The organism is Hydrocarboniphaga sp., from assembly GCF_965279055.1.
GTDB lineage: Bacteria > Pseudomonadota > Gammaproteobacteria > Nevskiales > Nevskiaceae > Hydrocarboniphaga.
Window position 1 is genome coordinate 2,243,870 of sequence record NZ_OZ257125.1, and the last position, 20,978, is coordinate 2,264,847.

19 protein-coding genes and 1 pseudogene are annotated in these 20,978 nt (G+C 66.0%); 8 read left to right on the forward strand and 12 right to left on the reverse strand.

The annotated features are described in order from the left end of the window. Positions 1–113: 113 nt before the first annotated feature. From leuB to leuC, 5 genes and pseudogenes are all read right to left on the reverse strand, one after another. Positions 114–1,190, reverse strand: a complete 1,077-nt coding sequence (gene leuB, locus ACQZF9_RS10070; protein ID WP_428313099.1) for a 3-isopropylmalate dehydrogenase — start codon at positions 1,188–1,190, stop codon at positions 114–116. 41 nt (positions 1,191–1,231) lie between these two features. Further along, the gene (leuD, locus tag ACQZF9_RS10075) at positions 1,232–1,873 is read right to left on the reverse strand and encodes a 3-isopropylmalate dehydratase small subunit (protein ID WP_428313100.1); all 642 of its coding nucleotides are present in this window, start codon (positions 1,871–1,873) and stop codon (positions 1,232–1,234) included. Further along, positions 1,873–2,031 (reverse strand): hypothetical protein, encoded by a 159-nt coding sequence (locus ACQZF9_RS10080; RefSeq protein ID WP_428313101.1) that lies wholly within the window; start codon positions 2,029–2,031, stop codon positions 1,873–1,875. The genes leuD and ACQZF9_RS10080 overlap by 1 nt, the downstream gene beginning before the upstream one ends. Positions 2,032–2,069: 38 nt before the next feature. Continuing rightward, positions 2,070–2,189 (reverse strand): annotated as a pseudogene (locus tag ACQZF9_RS10085) (3-isopropylmalate dehydratase small subunit); the annotation flags it as partial. Then, positions 2,189–3,613 (reverse strand): 3-isopropylmalate dehydratase large subunit, encoded by a 1,425-nt coding sequence (gene leuC, locus ACQZF9_RS10090; protein ID WP_428313102.1) that lies wholly within the window; start codon positions 3,611–3,613, stop codon positions 2,189–2,191. The pseudogene ACQZF9_RS10085 and the gene leuC, both read right to left, overlap by 1 nt. 108 nt (positions 3,614–3,721) lie before the next feature. On the opposite strand from leuC, the gene ACQZF9_RS10095 reads away from it, so the two are divergent. From ACQZF9_RS10095 to ACQZF9_RS10105, 3 genes are all read left to right on the forward strand, one after another. Beyond that, positions 3,722–4,591, forward strand: coding sequence for a LysR family transcriptional regulator (locus ACQZF9_RS10095; protein WP_428313103.1), 870 nt, complete (start codon positions 3,722–3,724; stop codon positions 4,589–4,591). Between the two features lie 29 nt (positions 4,592–4,620). After that, a complete protein-coding gene (locus ACQZF9_RS10100; protein ID WP_428313104.1) occupies positions 4,621–5,475 on the forward strand; it encodes an alpha/beta fold hydrolase in 855 nt (284 codons plus the stop codon). A gap of 74 nt (positions 5,476–5,549) precedes the next feature. Next, a complete protein-coding gene (locus ACQZF9_RS10105) occupies positions 5,550–6,125 on the forward strand; it encodes an alpha-ketoglutarate-dependent dioxygenase AlkB (RefSeq protein WP_428313105.1) in 576 nt (191 codons plus the stop codon). 23 nt (positions 6,126–6,148) lie between these two features. Here the strand turns inward: ACQZF9_RS10105 and ACQZF9_RS10110 are convergent, their stop codons facing one another. Then, on the reverse strand, positions 6,149–6,856 hold the full coding sequence (locus tag ACQZF9_RS10110; RefSeq protein WP_428313106.1) for a response regulator: 708 nt from the start codon (positions 6,854–6,856) through the stop codon (positions 6,149–6,151). Then, a complete protein-coding gene (gene baeS / locus ACQZF9_RS10115; protein ID WP_428313107.1) occupies positions 6,853–8,310 on the reverse strand; it encodes a sensor histidine kinase efflux regulator BaeS in 1,458 nt (485 codons plus the stop codon). The genes ACQZF9_RS10110 and baeS overlap by 4 nt, the downstream gene beginning before the upstream one ends. Before the next feature lie 133 nt (positions 8,311–8,443). On the opposite strand from baeS, the gene ACQZF9_RS10120 reads away from it, so the two are divergent. Continuing rightward, complete coding sequence (locus ACQZF9_RS10120) at positions 8,444–8,902, forward strand: RcnB family protein (RefSeq protein WP_428313108.1); 459 nt, start codon at positions 8,444–8,446, stop codon at positions 8,900–8,902. Positions 8,903–9,040: 138 nt separating this feature from the next. Here ACQZF9_RS10120 and ACQZF9_RS10125 read toward each other — a convergent pair whose 3' ends face one another. Further along, a complete protein-coding gene (locus ACQZF9_RS10125) occupies positions 9,041–11,521 on the reverse strand; it encodes an EAL domain-containing protein (protein WP_428313109.1) in 2,481 nt (826 codons plus the stop codon). Between the two features lie 116 nt (positions 11,522–11,637). Then, positions 11,638–12,816: an MFS transporter gene (locus ACQZF9_RS10130; RefSeq protein WP_428313110.1), complete on the reverse strand. Its 1,179-nt coding sequence runs from the start codon at positions 12,814–12,816 to the stop codon at positions 11,638–11,640. 108 nt (positions 12,817–12,924) lie between these two features. On the opposite strand from ACQZF9_RS10130, the gene ACQZF9_RS10135 reads away from it, so the two are divergent. The 3 genes from ACQZF9_RS10135 (at position 12,925) to ACQZF9_RS10145 (ending at position 15,527) form a co-directional block, all read left to right on the forward strand. Then, positions 12,925–13,308, forward strand: coding sequence for a hypothetical protein (locus ACQZF9_RS10135; protein ID WP_428313111.1), 384 nt, complete (start codon positions 12,925–12,927; stop codon positions 13,306–13,308). A gap of 165 nt (positions 13,309–13,473) precedes the next feature. Then, the gene (gene imuA / locus ACQZF9_RS10140) at positions 13,474–14,103 is read left to right on the forward strand and encodes a translesion DNA synthesis-associated protein ImuA (protein WP_428313112.1); all 630 of its coding nucleotides are present in this window, start codon (positions 13,474–13,476) and stop codon (positions 14,101–14,103) included. Then, on the forward strand, positions 14,100–15,527 hold the full coding sequence (locus ACQZF9_RS10145) for a Y-family DNA polymerase (protein WP_428313113.1): 1,428 nt from the start codon (positions 14,100–14,102) through the stop codon (positions 15,525–15,527). Before imuA ends, ACQZF9_RS10145 begins: the two co-directional genes overlap by 4 nt. Before the next feature lie 145 nt (positions 15,528–15,672). Here ACQZF9_RS10145 and ACQZF9_RS10150 read toward each other — a convergent pair whose 3' ends face one another. Next, on the reverse strand, positions 15,673–16,230 hold the full coding sequence (locus ACQZF9_RS10150) for a peroxiredoxin (RefSeq protein ID WP_428313114.1): 558 nt from the start codon (positions 16,228–16,230) through the stop codon (positions 15,673–15,675). Positions 16,231–16,393: 163 nt separating this feature from the next. Between ACQZF9_RS10150 and ACQZF9_RS10155 the strand changes: the two genes are divergently transcribed. Then, on the forward strand, positions 16,394–19,504 hold the full coding sequence (locus tag ACQZF9_RS10155; RefSeq protein WP_428313115.1) for an error-prone DNA polymerase: 3,111 nt from the start codon (positions 16,394–16,396) through the stop codon (positions 19,502–19,504). A 35-nt stretch (positions 19,505–19,539) separates the two neighbouring features. On the opposite strand, the gene ACQZF9_RS10160 is transcribed toward ACQZF9_RS10155, so the two are convergent. Together ACQZF9_RS10160 and ACQZF9_RS10165 are read right to left on the reverse strand one after the other, a co-directional pair. Next, entirely contained in the window at positions 19,540–20,121 is a 582-nt protein-coding gene (locus tag ACQZF9_RS10160) for a chemotaxis protein CheB (protein ID WP_428313116.1), read from the reverse strand. Next, a complete protein-coding gene (locus ACQZF9_RS10165) occupies positions 20,118–20,951 on the reverse strand; it encodes a CheR family methyltransferase (RefSeq protein ID WP_428313407.1) in 834 nt (277 codons plus the stop codon). Before ACQZF9_RS10165 ends, ACQZF9_RS10160 begins: the two co-directional genes overlap by 4 nt. Positions 20,952–20,978 lie beyond the last annotated feature (27 nt).

Here is a 20,978-nt window from a genome sequence, read left to right on the forward strand (position 1 = left end):
GAAGGTGGTGCGAAGCACCGGATGAGGGTGCTGCGCTGATTGACCAAGCTTGAGGCTGCAGGCCCTCACCCGCCCCTTTGGGGCACCCTCTCCCGAAGGGAGAGGGGAAAGCGCTAGCGCTTCAGCGCCGCGATCACCGCGTCACCCATTTCACGCGTGCCGATGACCCTCTCGCCGGCCTGCGCGATATCGCCGGTGCGATGGCCGGCTTTCAGCACCTGCTTCACCGCGGCGTCGATGCGATCGGCGATGTCGCCGCGGTCGAAGCTGTACTTGAACATCATGCCGACCGACAGGATCGTCGCCAGCGGATTGGCCTTGTTCTGTCCGGCGATATCCGGTGCGCTGCCGTGGATCGGCTCGTACATGCCCTTGCCGTTGATGTCGAGCGAAGCCGACGGCAGCATGCCGATCGAGCCGCCGAGCATCGAGGCCTCGTCCGACAGGATGTCGCCGAAGATATTGCCGGTCACGATCACGTCGAACTGCTTGGGCCGGCGAATCAGCTGCATCGCCGCATTGTCGACGTACATGTGGCTGAGTTCGACGTCGGGATAGTCCTTGCCGACTTCGATCACCACTTCGCGCCACAGCCGCGACGTGTCAAGCACATTTTCCTTGTCCACCGAACACAGCTTGCGGCTGCGCTTGCGCGCGGCCTCGAAGCCGAGCCTGGCGATGCGCGCGACCTCATCGCGCGCGTAGTGCATTGTGTCGTAGCCCTCCTCGATGCCCGCCGCATTGGTGCGCCGGCCGCGCGGCTGGCCGAAATAAATGTCGCCGGTGAGTTCGCGCAGGATCAGCAGATCGAGTCCGGCGATGACTTCCGGCTTCAGCGAAGACGCGGCGGCCAGTTCTTCATACGCCAGCGCCGGGCGGAAGTTCGCGAACAGGCCCAGGTCCTTGCGGATGCCCAGCAGGCCGCGCTCCGGGCGCAGCTCGCGCGGCAGCTCGTCGTACTTCGGTCCGCCGACCGCACCGAGCAGGATCGCATCGGCGGCGCGTGCGAGCTTCTGCGTGGACTCGGGGTAAGGATGGCCTTCGGCATCCACCGCCGCGCCGCCGAGCAGGCCGAAGTCGTATTCGAGCTTCTCTCCTTCGGCGCGCAGCAAGTCCAGCACTTTGACGGCCTCGGCCATTACTTCGATGCCGATGTAGTCGCCGGGAAGGATCGCGATTTTCTTGGTCATGTTGTTCTGTCAGTTCCTGCCGGATTTTTTAAAGTGTCGTTCTAGGCAGTAAACAACCACGGCGCTTCGGCGCGGCGCCGCGCTTCATACGCACGAATCGCATCGCCGTTCTGCAAGGTCAGGCCGATTTCGTCGAGGCCGCGCACCAGGCAGTCCTTGCGGAATTCGTCGATGTCGAAGCGATGGCGCGCGCCGCCCGGCGTGATCACGACCTGCTCCGGCAGATCGATGCTCAGCTGGTAGCCCGGCGCCGCGGCGAGTTCCTTGAACAGCGAGTCGACCACGTCCGCCGACAGCGCCACCGGCAGAAAGCCGGTCTTGAAACTGTTGTTGTAGAAGATGTCGGCAAAGCTGCTGGCGATCACCGCGCGAAAACCGAAATCGTCCAGCGCCCACACCGCATGCTCGCGCGACGAGCCGCAGCCGAAGTTCTCGCGGCTCAGCAGAATCTGCGCGTCGCGATAAGCCGGCTGGTTCAGCACGAAGTCCGGATTCGGCCGGCGCGAGGCCACCGGAATGTCCAGATCGCCGGCGTCCAGATAACGCCAGTCGTCGAACAAAAACGGGCCGAAGCCGGTGCGCTTGATCGACTTCAGGTACTGCTTGGGAATGATCGCGTCGGTGTCGACATTCGGCCGGTCCAACGGCGCGACCTTGGCGGTAACGGTGGTGAAGGCGCGCATTAGTGAAAGCTCCTCGAAGCAACGAAAATCGCGGCGCAGCCAGCACTGCCACGCTTGATCGACTTCAGGACATTGCTCATGGGAATGATCGCGTCGGTGTCGACATTCGGCCGGTCCAACGGCGCGACCTTGGCGGTAACGGTGGTGAAGGCGCGCATTAGTGAAAGCTCCTCGAAGCAACGAAAATCGCGGCGCAGCCAGCACTGCCACGCTTGATCGACTTCAGGACATTGCTCATGGGAATGATCGCGTCGGTGTCGACATTCGGCCGGTCCAACGGCGCGACCTTGGCGGTGACGGTGGTGAAGGCGCGCATTAGTGGAAGCTCCTGACGTCGACGAAATGCCCGGCGATGCCGGCGGCGGCGGCCATCGCCGGCGACACCAGATGGGTGCGGCCGCCCTGCCCCTGGCGCCCTTCGAAATTGCGGTTGCTGGTGGACGCGCAGCGCTCGCCCGGCTCCAGCCGATCGGCGTTCATCGCCAGGCACATCGAGCAGCCCGGCTCGCGCCATTCGAATCCGGCGTCCAGAAAAATCCGGTGCAGGCCTTCTTTTTCGGCCTGGGCCTTGACCAGGCCCGAACCCGGCACGACCAGCGCCAGCTTCACGTTGGCGGCCTTGGTCTTCCCGCGCACGATCTGCGCGGCCGCGCGCAGGTCCTCGATACGCGAGTTGGTGCAGGAGCCGATGAACACCTTGTCGATCATGATCTGCTCGATCGGCTGGTTCGCGTGCAGGCCCATGTAGGCCAGCGCCTTTTCCATGCCGCTGCGCTTGACCGCGTCGGTCACCTTGGCCGGATCGGGCACCGCGGCCGACACCGGCAGCACCATCTCCGGCGAAGTGCCCCAGGTCACCTGCGGCTGGATCTCGCTGGCCTCGATCACGACTTCCTTGTCGAACACCGCGCCCGCGTCCGAATGCAGCGTGTTCCAGTGCGCGACCGCGCGATCCCAGCTCTCGCCCTTGGGCGAAAACGGCCGGCCCTTGCAGTAATCGATCGTGGTCTGATCCACCGCGATCAGGCCGGCGCGCGCGCCGCCTTCGATTGCCATGTTGCACACCGTCATGCGGCCTTCCATCGACAGCGCGGTGATCGCCTCACCGGCGAATTCGATCGAATGGCCATTGCCGCCAGCGGTGCCGATGCGGCCGATGATCGCCAGCACGATGTCCTTGGCGGTGACACCGGGGCCGACCTTGCCGCGCACGGTGATGCGCAGGGTCTTGGTCTTCTTCGCGATCAGGCACTGCGTCGCCAGCACGTGCTCGACTTCGGAAGTGCCGATGCCGAAAGCCAGCGCACCGAAGGCGCCGTGCGTGGAGGTGTGCGAGTCGCCGCAGACCACGGTCATGCCCGGCAGCGTCGCGCCCTGCTCCGGGCCGATCACGTGGACGATGCCCTGGCGCAGATCGCTCATCTTGAATTCGGTGATGCCGAACTCGTCGCAATTGCTGTCGAGCGCGTCGACCTGGGTGCGCGAGATGGCGTCGGTGATGCCGCCGGCGCGGTCGGTGGTCGGCACGTTGTGGTCGGCCACCGCCAGGTTCGCGGCGATGCTCCAGGGCTTGCGGCCATTCAGACGAAGGCCGTCGAACGCCTGCGGGCTGGTGACTTCATGTACCAGGTGGCGGTCGATGTAGATCAGGCAGGAGCCGTCGCCATTGTCCTGGACGACATGCTCGTCCCAGATTTTTTCGTACAGGGTTCGTGCTGGGGGGCGCGCTGTGGAGACCATTGGATCGCTCGGTCGGCTATCGGATGGCGCGCAGTCTAGGACCGGGCTTGCCATAACTCCAATGAATCGTTTGAATATCCGGCATTCCTTTATGGAATTCGATAACCGGTGGACACGCAAGACCTCCATGCCTTCGTCGAAGTTGCCGAGACCGGCTCGTTCTCGGCCGCGGCCGAGCGCCTGCACCTGACCCAGCCGGCGATCAGCAAGCGCGTCGCCTCGCTGGAGGCGCGGCTCGGCCGGCCGCTGTTCGACCGTGTCGGCCGGCGCATCACGCTGACCGATGCCGGCATCGCGCTGCTGCCCTATGCGCGGCGCGTCGCGCAGGAGCTGGAGGACGCGCGGCGCGCGCTCTCGAAGCTGTCCACCGAGATCGGCGGACGGTTGTCGATCGGCACCAGCCACCACATCGGCCTGCACCGGCTGCCACCGGTGCTGAAACGCTTTACCCAGCAATACCCCGAAGTCGATCTCGACCTGCACTTCATGGACTCCGAGGACGCCTGCGACGCGGTGCTCGCCGGCAAGCTGGAGCTGGGTATCGTCACCTTGCCGCTGGCGCCGCTGGCCAACCTGGAACAGCGGCGCATCTGGCCCGACCCGCTGGCCGTAGTCATTTCACCGGAGCATGAATTGTCCGGCCTGCAGACGGTCGATCTGCCGACGCTGGCGAAGTATCCGGCGGTATTGCCGGACGCGGACACTTACACTCATCGCATCATCACCTCAGCGCTGCAGCGTCACGGCGTGGCACCGCGCGTGCGGCTGGCGACGAACTATCTGGAAACCTTGAAAATGCTGGTCGCGATCGGCCTGGGCTGGAGCGTGCTGCCGCGTTCGATGCTCGACGACAGCATCCGCGCGATCGACGTCGACGGCCTGGCGCTGCAGCGCGAGCTGGGCATCGTCTGGCATCAAAGGCGCACGCAGTCGGCAGCAGCGCGCGCGCTGATCGAGGATCTGCTCGCCTCTGCTTGAATATCTTTAGCTCACCTTATTTCCCGCTCATGCAAGAACTGAATCTGCAGCAAAGCTTTCTCGATATCGGCGGCTACCGCACGCGCCAGCTCGAACGCCCCGGCCCGGCGGCACTGACCCTGTTGTTCATCCACGGCTGGGCCGACAGCGCCGACACCTATCGGCCGCTGATGGCGGCGCTGGCCGACGTGCCGGCGCGAATGATCGCGATCGATCTGCCGAGCTTCGGCGCCGCCGACGAGCTGCTGCCGGGGCCGGGGCTGCCGCAGTTCGTCGGCTTCGTCGGCGCCGCGCTCGAGCATTACGGCCGCGGCACCAGCCTGTTGCCGGTCGCCCAGTCGCTGGGCGGTCGCAGCCTGCTGATGGCGCTGAACCGCGAACTCGATCTGGCTATCCCCGGCTGCGTCGTCATCGGACCGGCGCCGCTGGAACTGCCACCGTGGATGCGCATGCTGGTGCGCAATGGCTCGCTGGCCCCCAGCGCCAGCAAGCTCGGCGACGAGCTCAGCTGGGAGCAGACCCAGGCCGAGTTCCTCAAAAGCTTCAAGCGCACCTGCCTGGCGCAACCGGAACGGGTGCCGGAATCGGTGTATGCCGATTACCTGAGCCACTACACGCCGACGCGCATCGCCCGCCACATGAGCTCGCTGAATGCGATCGGCGCCGAGCTGCAGCAGCCGCTGGCCTTGTCACAGCTGAAGCTGCCGATCGAAATGATCTGGGGCGAGCTGGACCGCATGGCGCCGGTCAAGGGCGCGGATCGTTACGTGGAGGCACTGGCGCAGGTGAATCTGACGGTGTTTGCCGGCTGTGGGCATCACGCGCATCTGGAGCGGGTCAACGAGACCGCGGATATTGTTCGTCGTCTGGTGCCGCAATTGTAGGAGCGGACCCTGTCCGCGACTGTGCTCTTGATCGCCTCAGTCGCGGACAGGGTCCGCTCCTACAAAAACCGCCGATGACGTCCGATCTGTTTACTGCCGGCCCGCGCAGCCTCGCCGAGGACGAGCAGGGCGGCATCGTCTACCGCCCCGGGCTGCTGACGCCGGCGCAGGCGCAGCGCTGGTTCGAGCGGCTGCGCGACGAGATCGCCTGGGGCCACGAGCGGCGGATGATGTACGAGCGCGAAGTCGACGTACCGCGGCTGATGGCACATTTCCAGCTCGACGATGCGCAGCTGCCACCGCTGCTGAAAGTCGCCGCTCAGGCCGTCGCCGACGCCAGCGGTGTGCGCTACAACAGCCTGGGCATGAACTACTACCGCGACGGCCGCGACAGCGTCGCGCCGCATCACGACAAGCTGCACGAGCTGCAGCCGGGCTATCCGATCGCGCTGCTGTCTCTGGGTGCGACGCGGCAGATGCGCCTCAGCACGCAGGCGGTGCCGAGGCGCCATCTGCAGATCGATCTCGAGCCCGGCAGCCTGTTGACGATGAGCTACGCCTCGCAGCTGCAATGGCTGCACGGCATTCCCAAGCAGCCGGGCGATCAGCCGCCGCGTATCAGCCTGGCGTTTCGAGTCAGGCCGCGATGAGCATCGCGGTCGAGGCGCTGCCGTCAGAGCTCGAGCTTGTAGCCGACACCGTAAATCGACCGGATCAGCTCCTGCTCCGGGCTCGCCGCGTCGAGTTTTCGGCGCAGGTTCTTGATGTGGCTGTCGACGGTGCGGTCGGTAACGACGCGGTGGTCGGTGTACAGGTTGTCGAGCAGCTGATCGCGTGAAAACACCCGGCCCGGTGCCGCCGCCAGGGTCTTCAGCAGACGAAACTCGACCGGCGTCAGATCCAGCAGCTGATCGTTGAAGCTCGCGGTATAGCGCTCCTCGTTGATCACCAGACCGGCGTCCGACGACTGCGCTTCGGCGGCCGCAGTGTCGCTGCGCTGGCTGCGCCGCAGTATCGCCTTGACCCGCGCCACCACCTCGCGCGGACTGAAGGGCTTGCAGATGTAGTCGTCGGCGCCGAGTTCCAGGCCGATCAGCCGGTCGATCTCCTCGACTTTGGCCGTCATCATCACGATCGGCACGTCGCTGAAGGCGCGCAGCGCGCGGCAGACATCGAGACCGTCGCGGCCGGGCAGCATCAGATCGAGCAGCACCAGGTCGGGCTTGTCGGCTTTGACGGCGTCGACGACATGGCGACCGTCGCCGACGATGCGCGTCTCGAAAGCCGCGGCTTTCAGATAATCCGAAACCACGGCGGCGAGCTTGGGCTCGTCCTCGACGATCAGCACGCGGCGTAGCGGCGTGGTGGATGGGGGGCTCATGCGCGACTCCTGGTGGGCGACGCCAGCAACGGCAGTGACACGGTCATGTGCACGCCGCCGAAGCGCGAAGCCGCGGCGGACAGGCGCCCGCCGTGGGCTTCGACGATGTTGCGGCAGATCGCCAAGCCAAGGCCGGCACCGCCGTGTGCGCGATTGCGCGAAGCTTCGACGCGATAGAAGCGCTCGAACAGGCGCGGCAGCAATTCGGCCTCGACGCCCGGCGCCGAATCCTCGAAGTCGATACGCGCCGTGCCGGCCTCGCAACGGATACTGACCAGCAGCTGGCCACTGCCGTCGTCCTGCGCCTGCGTATAGCGCAGGCTGTTTTCCAGCAGATTGACGAACAGCTGGCGCAGCCGGCTCTCATCGGCGAGCACCAGCATCTCCGAAGTCGACTGCGACTCGTTCAGGCGCAGGCCACGCGAGGCGAAGCGCTCGCGGAACAGATCGAGGCTGCCGTGCAGCACTTCGGCGACGTCGACCTCCACTTTTCGATAGGTCAGCGCTCCGGCATCCGACAGCGACAGATCGTAGAGATCGCTGATCAGCTTGTTCAGATGGCGCGCTTCGGCCTGCAGGGACTTGATCGCGTCGGTGGTCAGCGGCCGCACGCCGTCTTCCAGCGCCTCCATCTCGCCTTGCAGCACCGACAGCGGCGTGCGCAGCTCGTGCGATACGTCGGCCATGAACGCGCGACGCATCTGCTCGTTCTTTTCAAGCGTGATCGCGAGCTGGTTGAAGTCGCCGGCGAGCGCGCCGATTTCGTCGCTGGACGACACCGATACGCGCGCCGCGTAATTGCCGCTGGCGAGCCGCCGTGTCGCCAGCGCGATGCGCCGCACCGGCGCCAGAAACGCGCGCGCCAGGCCGAAAGCGACCGCGGCCGCGAGCAGGCCGGCGAGCCCGCCGATGATCAGGTTGGCGTGCAGCTGCTGGCGTTGGAAGCGAATGTCGGCGGCGACCGTGACTTCCTGGAACGGCGCCATCGCCAGCCAGCCAACGGTGTGGCCGTCGACGACGATCGGCCGGGTTTCCGCGGTCGGGCTGATCTGCGCATAGCCGATCACCAGCTGGCGCTGATCGTCGAGCACCGCGACACGCAGGTTCAGGCCGGTGAGTTCGACATCGGTCGGCACGCGCTGCTCGCGCGGGTCCTGCTGGATGCCGGGTTTGTCAGGATCGGCATCCGGCCGCGGCGGCCGGATCAGGCTGAACCAGGCGCGCGGGTTGTTGCGGAGAAAATCCCAGTTGTTGCCGTGCTGCCGATACGCCTCGACCAGATCCGGCAGCACCGCCTCCATGCGCGCGCGGCCCTGCTCGTTGACGTAGCCGAGAAAGCCCTGCGAGAAGCTGATGCGCGCCGCGACGCCCATCGCCACCGCGACCAGCAGGCTGGTGGCGAAGATGGCGACAAACAGCTTGGCGGTGACGCTGGTTCTGATCGCGGTTCCCATTCAGGGCAACCGTTGTACGTTCACCGCGCCCGCTGATCAAGCGCTGAACGCCGAATCCATGGTTTTTCCATTTTTGATGCACGCATCCGGCTCAATCTCAGCCGCAGTTCCACCACGCAATAAGGAAGATGCCATGAGCAACAAGACCTTCAACAAAACCGCTTTTGCCGCCGCGCTGCTCGCGGCGCTGGCCGTCAGCTATTCGGGCAGCAGCTCCGCGCGCGACGACGATCATCATGGCCGCCCGGATCAGAGCCAGTGGAACGAGCGCCACGACGACCGCCATGACGACCATCGTGATGATCACCATGACGATCATCACGACAACCGCAACGACCATCGCGGCCCGCCGCAGCGCTACCACGTCACCAGGTACTACCCGCCGCGCGGCTACCAGCCGCGCAACTGGGATCGTGGCCAGAGGCTGCCGGCGAACTACCGGGTGTCGAAGTACGTGGTCTATGACTACCAGAAGTATCGTCTGCACTCGCCGCCGCGTGGTTATCGCTGGGTGCGCGTCAACAACGACGTGCTGCTGATCACGATCTCCAACGGCATGATTACCGAGCGCGTCGGCGGGCTGTTTTATTGAGTTCGTCTTGCTGCCCTCTCCCCCTGTGGGAGAGGGTGTCGCGTCAGCGACGGGAGAGGGGTAGCGAAGCCCGAGCCTGCCACCCCTCTCCGGCCCTTCGGGCCACCCTCTCCCGCAAGGGGAGAGGGTTACATCCCGTCAGGCCGCGTACTCGAACCGCCGCTCGGTGCGGATCCACTCGTCGACCACGGTCGATGGCTGCGCCTTGGAGAACAGCCAACCCTGCACCGCCTGGCAGCCGATGCTGTGCAGATAGGCTGCAGTGGCCGGCTCTTCGACGCCTTCGGCGACGATGTCCAGCTTCAGCCGGTGCGCGAGTTCCACCGTGGCCAGCACGATCTCGCGCACGCGCGGATCGGTATCGAGGCTGGCGATGAAACTGCGATCGATCTTGATCGAGTCCACCGGCAGCTGGTGCAGGTAGCTCAGCGACGAATAGCCGGTGCCGAAATCGTCCAGCGAAATGCCCATGCCCTGATCGCGCACCCAGCGCAGCCGCTGCGCCACGCCCTTGAAATCGCGCACCAGCACGCCTTCGGTGATTTCCAGCTTGATCTGCCTGCGCGCCAGCGGATGGCGTTTGAACAGATCCATCAGCTGTTCCATGAAGTCGACGTCGGCGACGTCGTCGGGCGAGACGTTGATCGAAATCCAGGGTGACGGGCGATCCGACGCGGCCGACTTCCACAGCTCGACCATTTCGATCGCCTGGCGCATCGCGCCCAGCGTGAGTTGATGCACGTGATGGGTGCGCTCGGCCCAGGCGATGATCTCCGGAATCGCCACCGGGAACGGCGCCTCCGGCCAGCGCAGCAATGACTCGAAGCCGACGATATCGCCGGTACTGAGGCTGATCACCGGTTCGTAGAACTGGCGGAAGGCGCCGTTATCGAAAGCCTTGAGCATCAGCGCATCGCGGCTGTTGACCGGCGCCTGCATGCGCGCGGCGGTCATCGCACTCGGCGTTGGCTGCGACGCCAGCGCGCGTTCGAAATTCAGGTAGCGCCGGCTCAGAACCGACACCTGGCGCTCCATTTCGCGCATGGTGCGGCGACGGTCCACCGACACCACCAGCACCGAGGCCAGCGCCGCGCCGAGCAGCTGCACGATCACCTGCACCACCCACCAGTCGGTGGAGAACTGAAACGCGGCCGCCGTCGGCAGCGCCATCAGCAGCTCCCAGACCCTGCCGCCGATCATCAGCTGCTGGCGTGAGCGGACTTCGTTTTCGGGCAACTCCTGGCTGTCGTGGATCAGGAGTTCGGAGCCGTCCTGGTCGCCGGTGAACAGGCGCACCGGCACCGCGCCGCTGACATCGCTGAGCTGCACCCAGGCCGCGTTGGGCAGCGGCGCGGAGTGTTCCAGCGCGCTCCTGACCAGGTCGGCCGGGCGCTGCAGCAGCAGCAGGAATCCAGGCGACTGGTCCGCGGCGCGGCGCAGCGGAATCACCCAGGCGGCCAGGCGATCGCCGCCGGCATTGAGCAGCATGTCCAGCGGCGCGCTCAGGCGTGCGCGCGAGCGCTGCGAAGCATCGGCCAGCACCCGCTGCAGATCCGCATCGCCGCCCACCACCAGACCGAGCAGGTTCCTGGCCAGCGCCTGTGGCGCCACCTGCTCGATCAGCATCTCCGGCTGCTCCAGGCGCACCGGCCTGGTGTGACCGTCGGGCGCATAAACCCGCACCCGGATCGGCGCGCCGGCGCGCTCGCTGGCCTGCTTCTCGTAGGCCGACTGCTGCGCCGCGCTCAGCGGCTCGACCAGCGCCAGCCCGGCCACCGTCGAGGTCTTGCTGCCCAGCTCGGCCACCAGGTCGTCGAGCACCTGCGGGTCGACATCGCGCTGGCGGAACAGCGCCTGCATGCTGATGCCCATCAGGTCGATATCGTTGGCCTGATCGCTCAGGGCCTCGCCGGTGTCGCGGAAACGGCTGCTGAGGCTGCTGCGCTCGAGATTGATCGAGCTGGACAGCAACTCGTAGGTGACGACCCAGCTGCCGATCACCATCGATGTGATCGCCAGGATCAGGCCGGCCTGCGGCGGGCTCGCCCCTTCGCTGGCGATGCCCCGGTCGAGCAGCCAGGCCAGGGGGTAGATCACGGTCACGCCGAGCATCGAGCCGACGCAGGCCACCAGCCAGAAATGCAGCGGCGTCAGATGATGGATCGCGTTCTGCCAGTCCAGCAGCAGAGTGGTGATCGTCGGGCTGACCAGGCAACCCAGCGGCGCGACGACGACAATACCGATCAGCCGGTGAACCCGCCGGCCGGCGATGCCCTCGAAGCGCCGCAGCAGCCAGACCTGGAACAGCGCCTGAAGACCGATGCCGGCGATGATGCCGGCCGAGGCGATCGGGTCGACCACCGCCTTGAACACCACCGGCCAGCCGGTCTGTACCGACAGCATGTAGCCCAGCGCAATGCCGGCGATCGACGCCAGCGCGCCGCGCCAGCCCAGGCACAGTGTGGTGATGAACATCACCCCCGGAGCGGGTCTGAGCAGACTGGAGATGCCGGTTTCCCTCAGAACCAGCAGCTCCATCGCCGAACAGGCGGCACTACAGACAGCGGCGAACATCAGCCAGTCCAGCTGACGCCGATGGAGAGCTTTGAAAAAATTCAACATTTCCCTCCAGGCGAACGCTTTGCTGGCATCGGCACCGATCATCCATGCGGACTCAGGCGCTATAGTTTTTCTAGTGGCCTTTTGTAGACCTTGTCGCAGTCCTGATCAATAGTTCATGTGCACTGAAACGCCGCGGCGCGATCGCCGGGCAGGCGTTTCCAGGCGATGACCGAGCCAACCATGGCAACCAGAGCGGCAATCGTGAACAGCCATTGCGGCGACGCCGCGTCCCACAGATAGCCGGCGCCAACCGAGCCGATCGAGCCGCCCAGGCCGTAGGCCGCGGAGTTGTAGACCGCCTGGGCGCGCCCGTGCAGGCCGGCTGGAAACAGCGTCTGGACGTAATGCATCGCCACCAGGTGATAGCAGGCGAAGCTGCTGGCGTGCAGCAGCTGCGCACCGATCAGCAGCAGCAGCGAATCGACGCCGAACGCGATCAGCAGCCAGCGCAGCACCGTCGTCACCAGCGCCGCGATCATCATCCGCCGCGCGCCGACGGCGCCGAGCAGGCGCGTCGCGAACACGAAGAACACGATCTCGGCGACCACCGCCAGCGACCACAGCTGGCCCGCGAAACCGCGGCTGTAATGATGGCGCTCCAGAAACACGGTGAAGAAGTTGTTGTACGGCGCGTAGCTGAGCTGCGAAAAAAACCCGACCAGCAGCAGCGCCTGCACCGCCGGCCGGCGCAGCATCGCCAGCATCGACGGCAGCGGCCCGGCCGGCGCCGCGCCGACCGCCAGCGGCACCGCGCGATGGTCCGGCACCGCCCAGGCCGCCAGCGCCATGCCGGCGAACAGCACCGCGACCAGCCACGGCTCCCAGGCGATACCGACATGATCCAGCAGCGGCCCGACCGTCAGCACGGCGCCGACAAAGCCGACCGAGCCCCACAGCCGCACGCGCGAATATTCGCCGCCGCCGTCGCGCAGGTGATTTAGTGCCACCACCTCGAACTGCGGCAGCAGCGCGTTCCAGAACAGGGTGTAGCACAGCATCAGCGCCATCACCGCCGGTACCGAATCCACCAGCGGGATCGCCGCGAAGATCAGCAGGCTGGCCAGCGCGGCGATGCGGATCATGCCCATGCGCTCGCCGCGCTTGTCCGCCCACCAGCCCCACAGAATCGGCACGGTGGCGCGCGATACGCCCATCAGGCCAAAGGCGATGCCGACTTCGGTTGCGCTCAGGCCACGCGCCAGCAGATACGGCGTCCAGTACGCCATGAACGCGCCGACCGTGCCGTAGTAGCAGAAGTAGAACGCGGCAAGTCGGAACTTGAGGCTGAACATGGCGAGGGGCGATGGCGGCCGCGCACTCTACTCGCAAGCCGATGACGATTCATCCGCGACTCAGCACGTGGCGCTAGAAATCGGATGCCCTGTCCCACGAGATCCCTCATGCGCCGTCTGCTGGTCCCTTGCCTGTCGCTGCTCAGCGCGAGCCTGCTGCTGTCCGTCGCCGCCCCGGCGCAGGCGCGCGATGGCCGCGACGATCGCCCGTACTACGACGAGCATCGCGACCGCGGCGATGACGACGACCGCGACTACCGGCGCATGAGCGACGAGCAGCGCCGCCGCGAGGTCGAGCATATCCGCGACGAGATCGACGACGCGCGCGCCGACCTGGAACGCGACCGCCGCGAAACCGATCGCCGACGGCGCGATGTCGGCGAGCGCGAATCCGAACGCCTGCGCGAGGACTTCGAGGAGCGGCGCGAAGCCTTCGAGCGCTGGCGCGAACGCATGGAACGCGAGCGCGAGCGCATCGAGCGTTCGCGCTGAACGTCGCTGCCGGAAGTCGACAAAAAATCACAAACACGAGCCCTTTCAGTCACTTTCAACAGAATTCTTAAGCGAATCCGGCACTTTCTAAAATGGTAGGGGGTAGGCTGTTTTCGCCGGGCAAGTCAGGCGCTAACGTGGCCTCCCATCCCCCGCTGCGCCCTCATGCCGTCCCCGCGACCGCTCCCCGAACACCTGCTGCAACGCGCCGATCTTTGGGTCGGCTCGCGGCTGGCTGCGGTCGCCGCCGAAGCTACCGGTCATGCCGCGCTGGACCGCCTGCTGCCGGGAGGCGGCTGGCCGCTGGGCGCGCTCAGCGAACTGATCCTGCCGCGGCCCGGCGTCGGCGAGATGCAGCTGATGCTGCCGCTGCTGGCGCGGCTGTCGCAGGCCGGCCGCCGCGTCGCGCTGGTCGCGCCGCCGCATATTCCGTATGCGCCGGCGCTGCTCGCCGCCGGCGTGGATCTGCGCCACTGCTGGGTGGCCGAGCCCGACAATGCCGCCGACTGCATCTGGACGATCGAGCAGATGCTGCGTTGCCCCGGCGTTGGCGCGGTCGCCGGTTGGCTGGGCAGCGCCGACGAGCGCGTGCAGCGCCGCCTGCAACTCGCCGCCGAGGACAACGGCAACGGCAGTGGCGCGATCGGCCTGCTGCTGCGGCCGCCGCAGGCGCGCAGCCAGCCCTCGGTCGCGGCGCTGCGGCTGGCGCTCAAGCCGGACCCGCGCGGCGCCCTCGTCGAAGTGCTGAAAGCGCGCGGCGGCCGCGTCGGCCAGAGCGCAAGACTCGCCGCATGAGCCAAAGCAAGGGCCCGGCGAATCTGTGGCTGTGCATCGCGCTGCCGCAACTGCCGCTACAGGCGCTGGCGCTGCCGCCGGCCGACGAAGCCGCGCCGGTGGTGATCTATGCGCAGCACGGTTCGCGGCGCTGGGTCGTCGCCAGCCAGCAGCCGCGTATCGCCAATGGCGAGGCTTTGGGCAGCGTGCAGGCGCGGTTTCCCGATCTGCGCGTTCTGCCGCGCGATACCGCCGCCGAAGCCGCCGCGCTGCAGGCGGTCGGCTGCCTCGCCTACGGCTTGAGCGATCGCATCGTGCTCGCCAACGAGTCGCCGCGCGGGCTGTTCGACTCGCCGTTCCAGGCGGTGCACGTCGATGTCGCGCCGAGCCTGAAGTTGTTCGGCGGGATCGATGCGCTGATCGAGCGGGCGCACCTGCTGCTGGCGGCCCTGCCCTACAGCACGCAACTGGCAATCGCGCCGACCATTGAAGCTGCCGCGGTCGCGGTGCGGGCGCAGTTGTCGCCCATCCTCGACTCCCGATCGCTGCGCGATCGGCTTGTCCAGTTGCCGCTGTCGCGGCTGCGCTGGCCTTCGGCGGCCGAAGATCTGCTGCTGAATTCCGGGCATGTGAGTCTCGGCGACGTACTGCGTCACGACGCCAAGAGCCTGGCCGCGCGGCTGGGCCGCGAATTCCCGCTGGCACTGGCGCGGCTGCTCGGCAGCGCGCCCGATCCGCGGCCCTGGTTCACGCCGCCGCCGCGCTACCGCCGCCGCCTCGATCTCGACGTCGAGATCGACGACTGGCAGGCGCTGCTGTTTCCGCTGCGGCGCTTGCTCGACGAATTCGAAGCCTATCTGCGCGCGCGCCAGGTGACCGCGAGCGAGCTGTCGGTGGTGCTGTCGCGGCGACGCACCGAGAACGAGACGTTCGTGCTGCGCACGACCACGCCGACGCACGACGCGAGCGTCTTCCTGCGCCTGCTGCGCGAGCGCTGGAACGCGCGACCGCCGAGCGCACCGGCCAGCGAACTGCGGCTGCGCGCGGATCGCTTCGTCGCGCCGCAATCACCGCAGACCCAGCTGTTCGACGACGGCCACGGCGAGGGCGAAGCCTGGAACTCGCTGGTCGACCGCCTGCGCGCGCGGCTCGGCGACGCATCGCTGTGGCGCCCCGGCCTGGCCGAGGATCATCGGCCGGAACGCGCTTGGATACGTGACGGCGCAACACAGGGCACGCGCGCCTTGCCGGCGCGTCCACCGTGGCTGCTGCAGCGTCCGCAGAAATGGACGCCGCGTGCGCCGATGACTCACGCTCCCGAGCGCATCAGCAGCGGCTGGTGGGACGACGCGCCGGTGTCGCGCGATTACTACCGCGCCGACGATCTATGGGTTTATCAGGATCGCAGCGACGGCAGCTGGTATGTGCACGGGTTGTGGCATTGAGCCCGCGTCTGCGTCCCTCGACACGCCCGCAAGCGGGCTACTCGGGATGAACGGAGTTTTGTTGAACCCCGCCGCCGCCAGCCCACTGCGTTCGTGCCGCAGGCCAAGCGCGGCCCTGGCCTATCGAGGCAGCGGCGCGGATATCTCAACCCTTGGGCTGCGCATCGTGCCAGGTCTTCAGCGCGGCCAGGGTGTTCTTGACGTGATCGTCCGGGCTCAGCGACGAATACACGTAGAGAATCTTGCCGTCCGGCGTGATCACGTAGGACGTGCGATCGGCATAACCCACCAGCGGAATCTTCGCGTCGTAGGACTTGGCGACCACCAGTTTCGGATCGGCGGCGACGGCGAACTTGCCGCCGCATTCGCTGACCGAGAACTTGTGCAGGGTATCGACGTCGTCCTTGGACACGCCGATCACCTGCGCGCCCAGCGCCTTGAACTGCTCGGTGGCCTCGGCGAACTTGTGCGCCTCGATATTGCAGCCGGCAGTGAACGCGGCCGGATAGAAGTACAGCACCACCGGGCCTTTCTTCAAGGCTTCGGCCAGCGAGAACGAGTACGGCTTGCCGGCCAGCGAGGCATCGGCGGTGAACAGCGGCGCGCTCACGCCGACCTTGAGGCTGGCGAACACCGGCATCGCGACCAGCAACGCGATCGAAGCCAGCAGACGAGGCGAAACACGCAGGCGCGAAACGGACATGGGCTTTCCTTGAGGCATGGACGGATACCGGCATCTTACGGTCCAGGCTTGCCGGCGGATGCGCCGCTGGTTTTGTCATCGCAGCGAAAACGGCAATCCAGGGACGACGCGGCGCGGCGCTTTGACGGCAAAACTGGATTCCCGCTTTCGCGGGAATGACAGCATGAATAACGTGATGCCGCCGCCCCCCGGCTACGCCGAGCTGCACTGCCTGAGCAACTTCAGCTTCCAGCGCGGCGCCTCGCATGCGGACGAGCTGGTGCATCGCGCGATCGCGCTGGAATACAGCGCGATCGCGATCACCGACGAGTGCTCGGTGGCCGGCGTGGTGCGCGCACACGATGCCCTGAAGAAACTCGCCGAAAAAGAGCCGGACAAGGCCGCGAGCCTGAAGCTGATCATCGGCGCCGAGTTCCATCTCGAAGACGGCCCGTCGTTCGTGCTGCTGGCGCCGGATCGCGCCGCCTATGCGCAGATCAGCCGGCTGATCACGCGCGGCCGTCAGTACACGAAGAAGGGCCGCTATCAGCTGAGTCGCCTGAACTGCGATTCGCTGGCGCTGTGTCTGGCCTTGTGGTTGCCCGGCGAAACCTCCACGGCTGCCGACGGACACTGGCTCGCCGAGCGTGTCGCGCAATGCTGGATCGCCGTGCATCAGCATCGCCAGGCCGACGACGCGTCGCGCATGGCGCATGCCCTGGCCTTGTCGGCGCAGACCGGGCTGCGCTGCGTCGCCACCGGCGGCGTGCTGTTTCACGAGCGCTCGCGCAAGCCCTTGCACGACGTGCTGACCTCGATCCGGGTCGGCCGTCCGGTAACCGAATGCGGGCTGGAACTGCTGCCCAATGCCGAGCGCTACCTGCGCAGCCGGAAGCAACTGGCAAGCCTGTATCCCAAGGCAATGCTGCAGGAAACCGGCGAGATCGCGGCACGCTGCAGCTTCAATCTGCAGACGCTGGGTTACGAATACCCCGCCGAACTGGTGGACGAAGGCGAAACTCCGACCAGCCAGCTGCGCAAGCTGACCGAGGCCGGCCTGCGCTGGCGCTGGCCCGACGGTATTCCCGACAGGATTCGCAAGCAGATCGAAAAAGAACTCGCGCTGATCGCCGAGCTGAAATACGAAGCCTTCTTCCTGACCGTCGAAGACATCGTCCGCCACGCGCGCTCGCAAAACATTCTGTGCCAGGGTCGCGGCAGCGCCGCCAATTCCGCCGTCTGTTACGCGATCGGCGTGACCTCGGTGCGGCCCGAAGCCGAGAACCTGCTGTTCGAGCGCTTTCTGTCGAAGGAGCGCAAGGAGCCGCCGGACATCGATGTCGACTTCGAGCACCAGCGACGCGAAGAAGTCATCCAGTACGTGTTCGACAAATACGGCAGGCATCGCACGGCGATCGCGGCGACGGTGATCTGCTATCGCACGCGTTCGGCGCTGCGCGACGTCGGCCGCGCGCTAGGCATGGAAACCGAGGACATCGACCGGCTCGGCAAAACCCTGGCCTGGTGGGACAAGCCTGATGAACTGACCGAGCGCCTGGGCGAACAGGGCTTCGATCCCAAGGCGCCGCGCATGCAGCAATGGATAGAGCTGACGCAGGCGCTGGCCGGCTTTCCACGCCATCTGTCGCAACATGTCGGCGGTTTCGTCATCGCACAGAATTCACTGGACGAAATGGTGCCGATCGAGAACGCGGCGATGGAAGGCCGCCAGGTGATCCAGTGGGACAAGGACGATCTGGAATCGCTGGGCCTGCTAAAAGTCGACGTGCTCGCGCTCGGCATGCTGACGGCCTTGCGGCGCAGCTTCGACCTGATCAGAAACTTTGAGGGCATCGACTACACTCTCGCGAATATTCCGCAGGACGACACCGCCACTTACGAAATGATCCAGCGCGCCGAAACCGTCGGCGTATTCCAGATCGAATCGCGCGCGCAGCAGAACATGCTGCCGAGGCTGAAGCCGAAAACCTTCTACGACCTGGTCGTACAGATCGCGATCGTGCGGCCCGGGCCGATCACCGGTGGCATGGTGCATCCCTATCTGCGGCGGCGTAACCAGGAGGAAGTTCCGGAATATCCGCCACAGCTGGAATCGATCCTGGGCCGCACGCTGGGCGTGCCGATCTTCCAGGAACAGGTGATGCAGATCGCGATCACCGCGGCGAAGTTCACACCCGGGGAAGCCGACCAGATGCGGCGCTCGATGGCGGCCTGGAAACGCAATGGCGGCCTCGAACATCTGCACGAGCGCCTGGTCGAGGGCATGGTCAAAAACCAGTACGACCGCGACTTTGCCGAGCAGATCTACCAGCGCATCCTCGGCTTCGGCTCTTATGGCTTCCCCGAATCGCATTCGGCCAGCTTCGCGTTGCTGGCTTACGCCTCGTCTTATCTGAAGCGCCATCATCCGGCGGCATTCACCGCGGCGCTGTTGAACAGCCAGCCGATGGGTTTTTATCCGCCGTCGATGCTGGTCGGCGATGTGCGCCGCGCCGGCGTCGAAGTGCGTGCCGTCGACGTGATGCACAGCGAGCGCTTATGCACGCTGGAGCCGCGCGATGAAGACGACAAGCCGGCGTTGCGCCTCGGATTGCTGCAGGTGAGCGGCTTATCGGAAGCCGCCGGCAACGCGATTGCCGATGCACGATTGCAAGCGCCTTTCCGCAACGTCGACGATCTCGCTCGCCGTGCCAGGCTGACGCGGCGTGAACTGGCGGCACTGGCCAATGCCGGTGCGCTTGAAGCGCTGACCGGGCATCGGCATGCGGCGCGCTGGGAAGTCGCGGCGCAGACGCCGGACACCGCGCTGTCGCTGGCGCGCGCCAGCGAGCCGGTGTTCGATCTGCGCGTGCCCAGTGTCGGCGAAGACGTGCTGACCGATTACCGGAGCATCGGCCTGTCGCTGCGTCAGCATCCACTGTCGCTGTTCCGCGAAAAGCTCGCGGCGAAGAAAGTCAGCACCGCCAAATCGCTGATCGAAGTCGCCGACAAGGCCAAGATTCGCGTCGCCGGCATGGTCATGTTTCGGCAGCGGCCACCGGCCGCCAAAGGCGTGATGTTCATGACCATCGAGGATGAAACCGGCTCGGTCAACCTGATCCTGAGGCCGCGCTATATCGACAACCATCGCGAAGTCGTGCTCGGCTCGCGCATCATGGTCGTCGCCGGCGAAGTGCAGCGCAGCGGCGGCGTGATTCACCTGATGGTCGAGAAGATCGTCGACATCAGCGGCTGGTTTTCCGAGCTGCCGTATCAGTCGCGGGATTTCCACTGAACGCGGCAGGAGCGGGCTTGCCCGCTCCTACAGGTTCACAGGGACTTCAACAGCTCGGCGATTTCCGGCAGCGTCAGCACGTAGTCGACACCGCCGCGCTTGATCGCCGCCAGCGGCATTGCCGATACCTGCGCGGAATCCGGCTGCTGCACGACGCCGATGCCGCCGGCGCGGATCACCGCCTGCAAGCCGGCGGCGCCGTCGTCGTTGCCGCCCGACAGCACGATACCGAGCAGGCGCTTGCGGTAGACGTCCGCGGCGGATTCGAACAGCACGTCGATCGACGGCCGCGAGAAGTTCACCAGTTCGTCGGCCGACAAGGAAAGCTGCGGGCCCTTGTCGACGAGCAAGTGATAATCCGGCGGCGCGAAATAGATCGCCGACTTCTCCGCCGGCTCCTTGTCCATGGCTTCGATCACCGCCATGGCACATTTGGGCCGGAAGATTTCGACCAGCAGGCTCGGCCGCTCGCGCGGAATGTGCAGCACCACGAACACCGAAGCCTGCAGGCTTTTCGGCAAGGCCGGCAACAGCACGCTCAAGGCTTCGACGCCACCGGCCGATGCACCGATGACGATGCCGTCGACGCGGCCTTTCAGTGTGTCGAAGGGACTCAAGGGCGGTCCTTCTTCTGGAACAGGCGCTCCTCGCGATTGATCTCGCTGAAGGCATCCGCATGAGCAGAAAAGCGCAGCGATTCCTTGGAGCCGATGCCGAGAAAGCCTTTGCGGCACAGCGCCTCGCGGAACAGGCCGATCGCGCGATCCTGCAGCTCGCGATTGAAATAGATCAGCACGTTGCGGCAGGACACCAGCTGCACTTCGGCGAACACGCTGTCGGTAGCCAGGCTGTGATCCGAGAACACGATGTTCTTGCGCAGCGACTTGTCGAATACGGCCCTGCCATACGCGGCCGTGTAGTAGTCCGACAGCGAAGTCTGCGCACCGGAGCGGCGATGGTTTTCGGTGAAGCCGGCGATGCGCTCCAGATCGAAGATGCCGGCCTCGGCCTTCTGCAGCGCATGGGCATTGATGTCGGTGGCGTAGATCAGGCTGCGTTCGAGCAGTCGCTCCTCGCGCAGCAGGATCGCCAGCGAATAGGCTTCTTCACCGGTGCTGCAGCCGGCGATCCAGATTTTCAGCGAGGGATAGGTGCGCAGCAGCGGCACGACTTTCTCGCGCAGCGCGCGGAAGTACGCCGGGTCGCGAAACATCTCGCTGACCTGCACCGTCAGAAAATCCATCAGTGCGGCGAATACGCCCGGTTCGTGCAGCAGCTTGTCCTGCAGCTGTGACAGGGTCTTGCAGTTGAAGCGCAGCATCGCGGTGCGCAGCCGGCGACGCAGCGAGGCCTCGGCGTAGCCGCGAAAATCATAGTGATACTTCAGGTAGATCGCGTCGATCAGCAGCTGCAGCTCGATCTCGAAATCCTGGGCCTCGTCGCGGATGATGGTTTTTTCAGTGATGGCGGCTTC

Excerpts from the sequence above, each read along its gene's own strand:
- leuB (WP_428313099.1), bottom strand. The coding sequence starts at position 1,190 with ATGACCAAGAAAATCGCGATCCTTCCCGGCGACTACATCGGCATCGAA.
- leuD (WP_428313100.1), bottom strand. The coding sequence starts at position 1,873 with ATGCGCGCCTTCACCACCGTTACCGCCAAGGTCGCGCCGTTGGACCGG.
- ACQZF9_RS10080 (WP_428313101.1), bottom strand. The coding sequence starts at position 2,031 with ATGCGCGCCTTCACCACCGTTACCGCCAAGGTCGCGCCGTTGGACCGG.
- leuC (WP_428313102.1), bottom strand. The coding sequence starts at position 3,613 with ATGGTCTCCACAGCGCGCCCCCCAGCACGAACCCTGTACGAAAAAATC.
- ACQZF9_RS10100 (WP_428313104.1), top strand. The coding sequence starts at position 4,621 with ATGCAAGAACTGAATCTGCAGCAAAGCTTTCTCGATATCGGCGGCTAC.
- ACQZF9_RS10105 (WP_428313105.1), top strand. The coding sequence starts at position 5,550 with ATGACGTCCGATCTGTTTACTGCCGGCCCGCGCAGCCTCGCCGAGGAC.
- ACQZF9_RS10110 (WP_428313106.1), bottom strand. The coding sequence starts at position 6,856 with ATGAGCCCCCCATCCACCACGCCGCTACGCCGCGTGCTGATCGTCGAG.
- baeS (WP_428313107.1), bottom strand. The coding sequence starts at position 8,310 with ATGGGAACCGCGATCAGAACCAGCGTCACCGCCAAGCTGTTTGTCGCC.
- ACQZF9_RS10120 (WP_428313108.1), top strand. The coding sequence starts at position 8,444 with ATGAGCAACAAGACCTTCAACAAAACCGCTTTTGCCGCCGCGCTGCTC.
- ACQZF9_RS10130 (WP_428313110.1), bottom strand. The coding sequence starts at position 12,816 with ATGTTCAGCCTCAAGTTCCGACTTGCCGCGTTCTACTTCTGCTACTAC.
- ACQZF9_RS10135 (WP_428313111.1), top strand. The coding sequence starts at position 12,925 with ATGCGCCGTCTGCTGGTCCCTTGCCTGTCGCTGCTCAGCGCGAGCCTG.
- imuA (WP_428313112.1), top strand. The coding sequence starts at position 13,474 with ATGCCGTCCCCGCGACCGCTCCCCGAACACCTGCTGCAACGCGCCGAT.
- ACQZF9_RS10145 (WP_428313113.1), top strand. The coding sequence starts at position 14,100 with ATGAGCCAAAGCAAGGGCCCGGCGAATCTGTGGCTGTGCATCGCGCTG.
- ACQZF9_RS10150 (WP_428313114.1), bottom strand. The coding sequence starts at position 16,230 with ATGTCCGTTTCGCGCCTGCGTGTTTCGCCTCGTCTGCTGGCTTCGATC.
- ACQZF9_RS10155 (WP_428313115.1), top strand. The coding sequence starts at position 16,394 with ATGAATAACGTGATGCCGCCGCCCCCCGGCTACGCCGAGCTGCACTGC.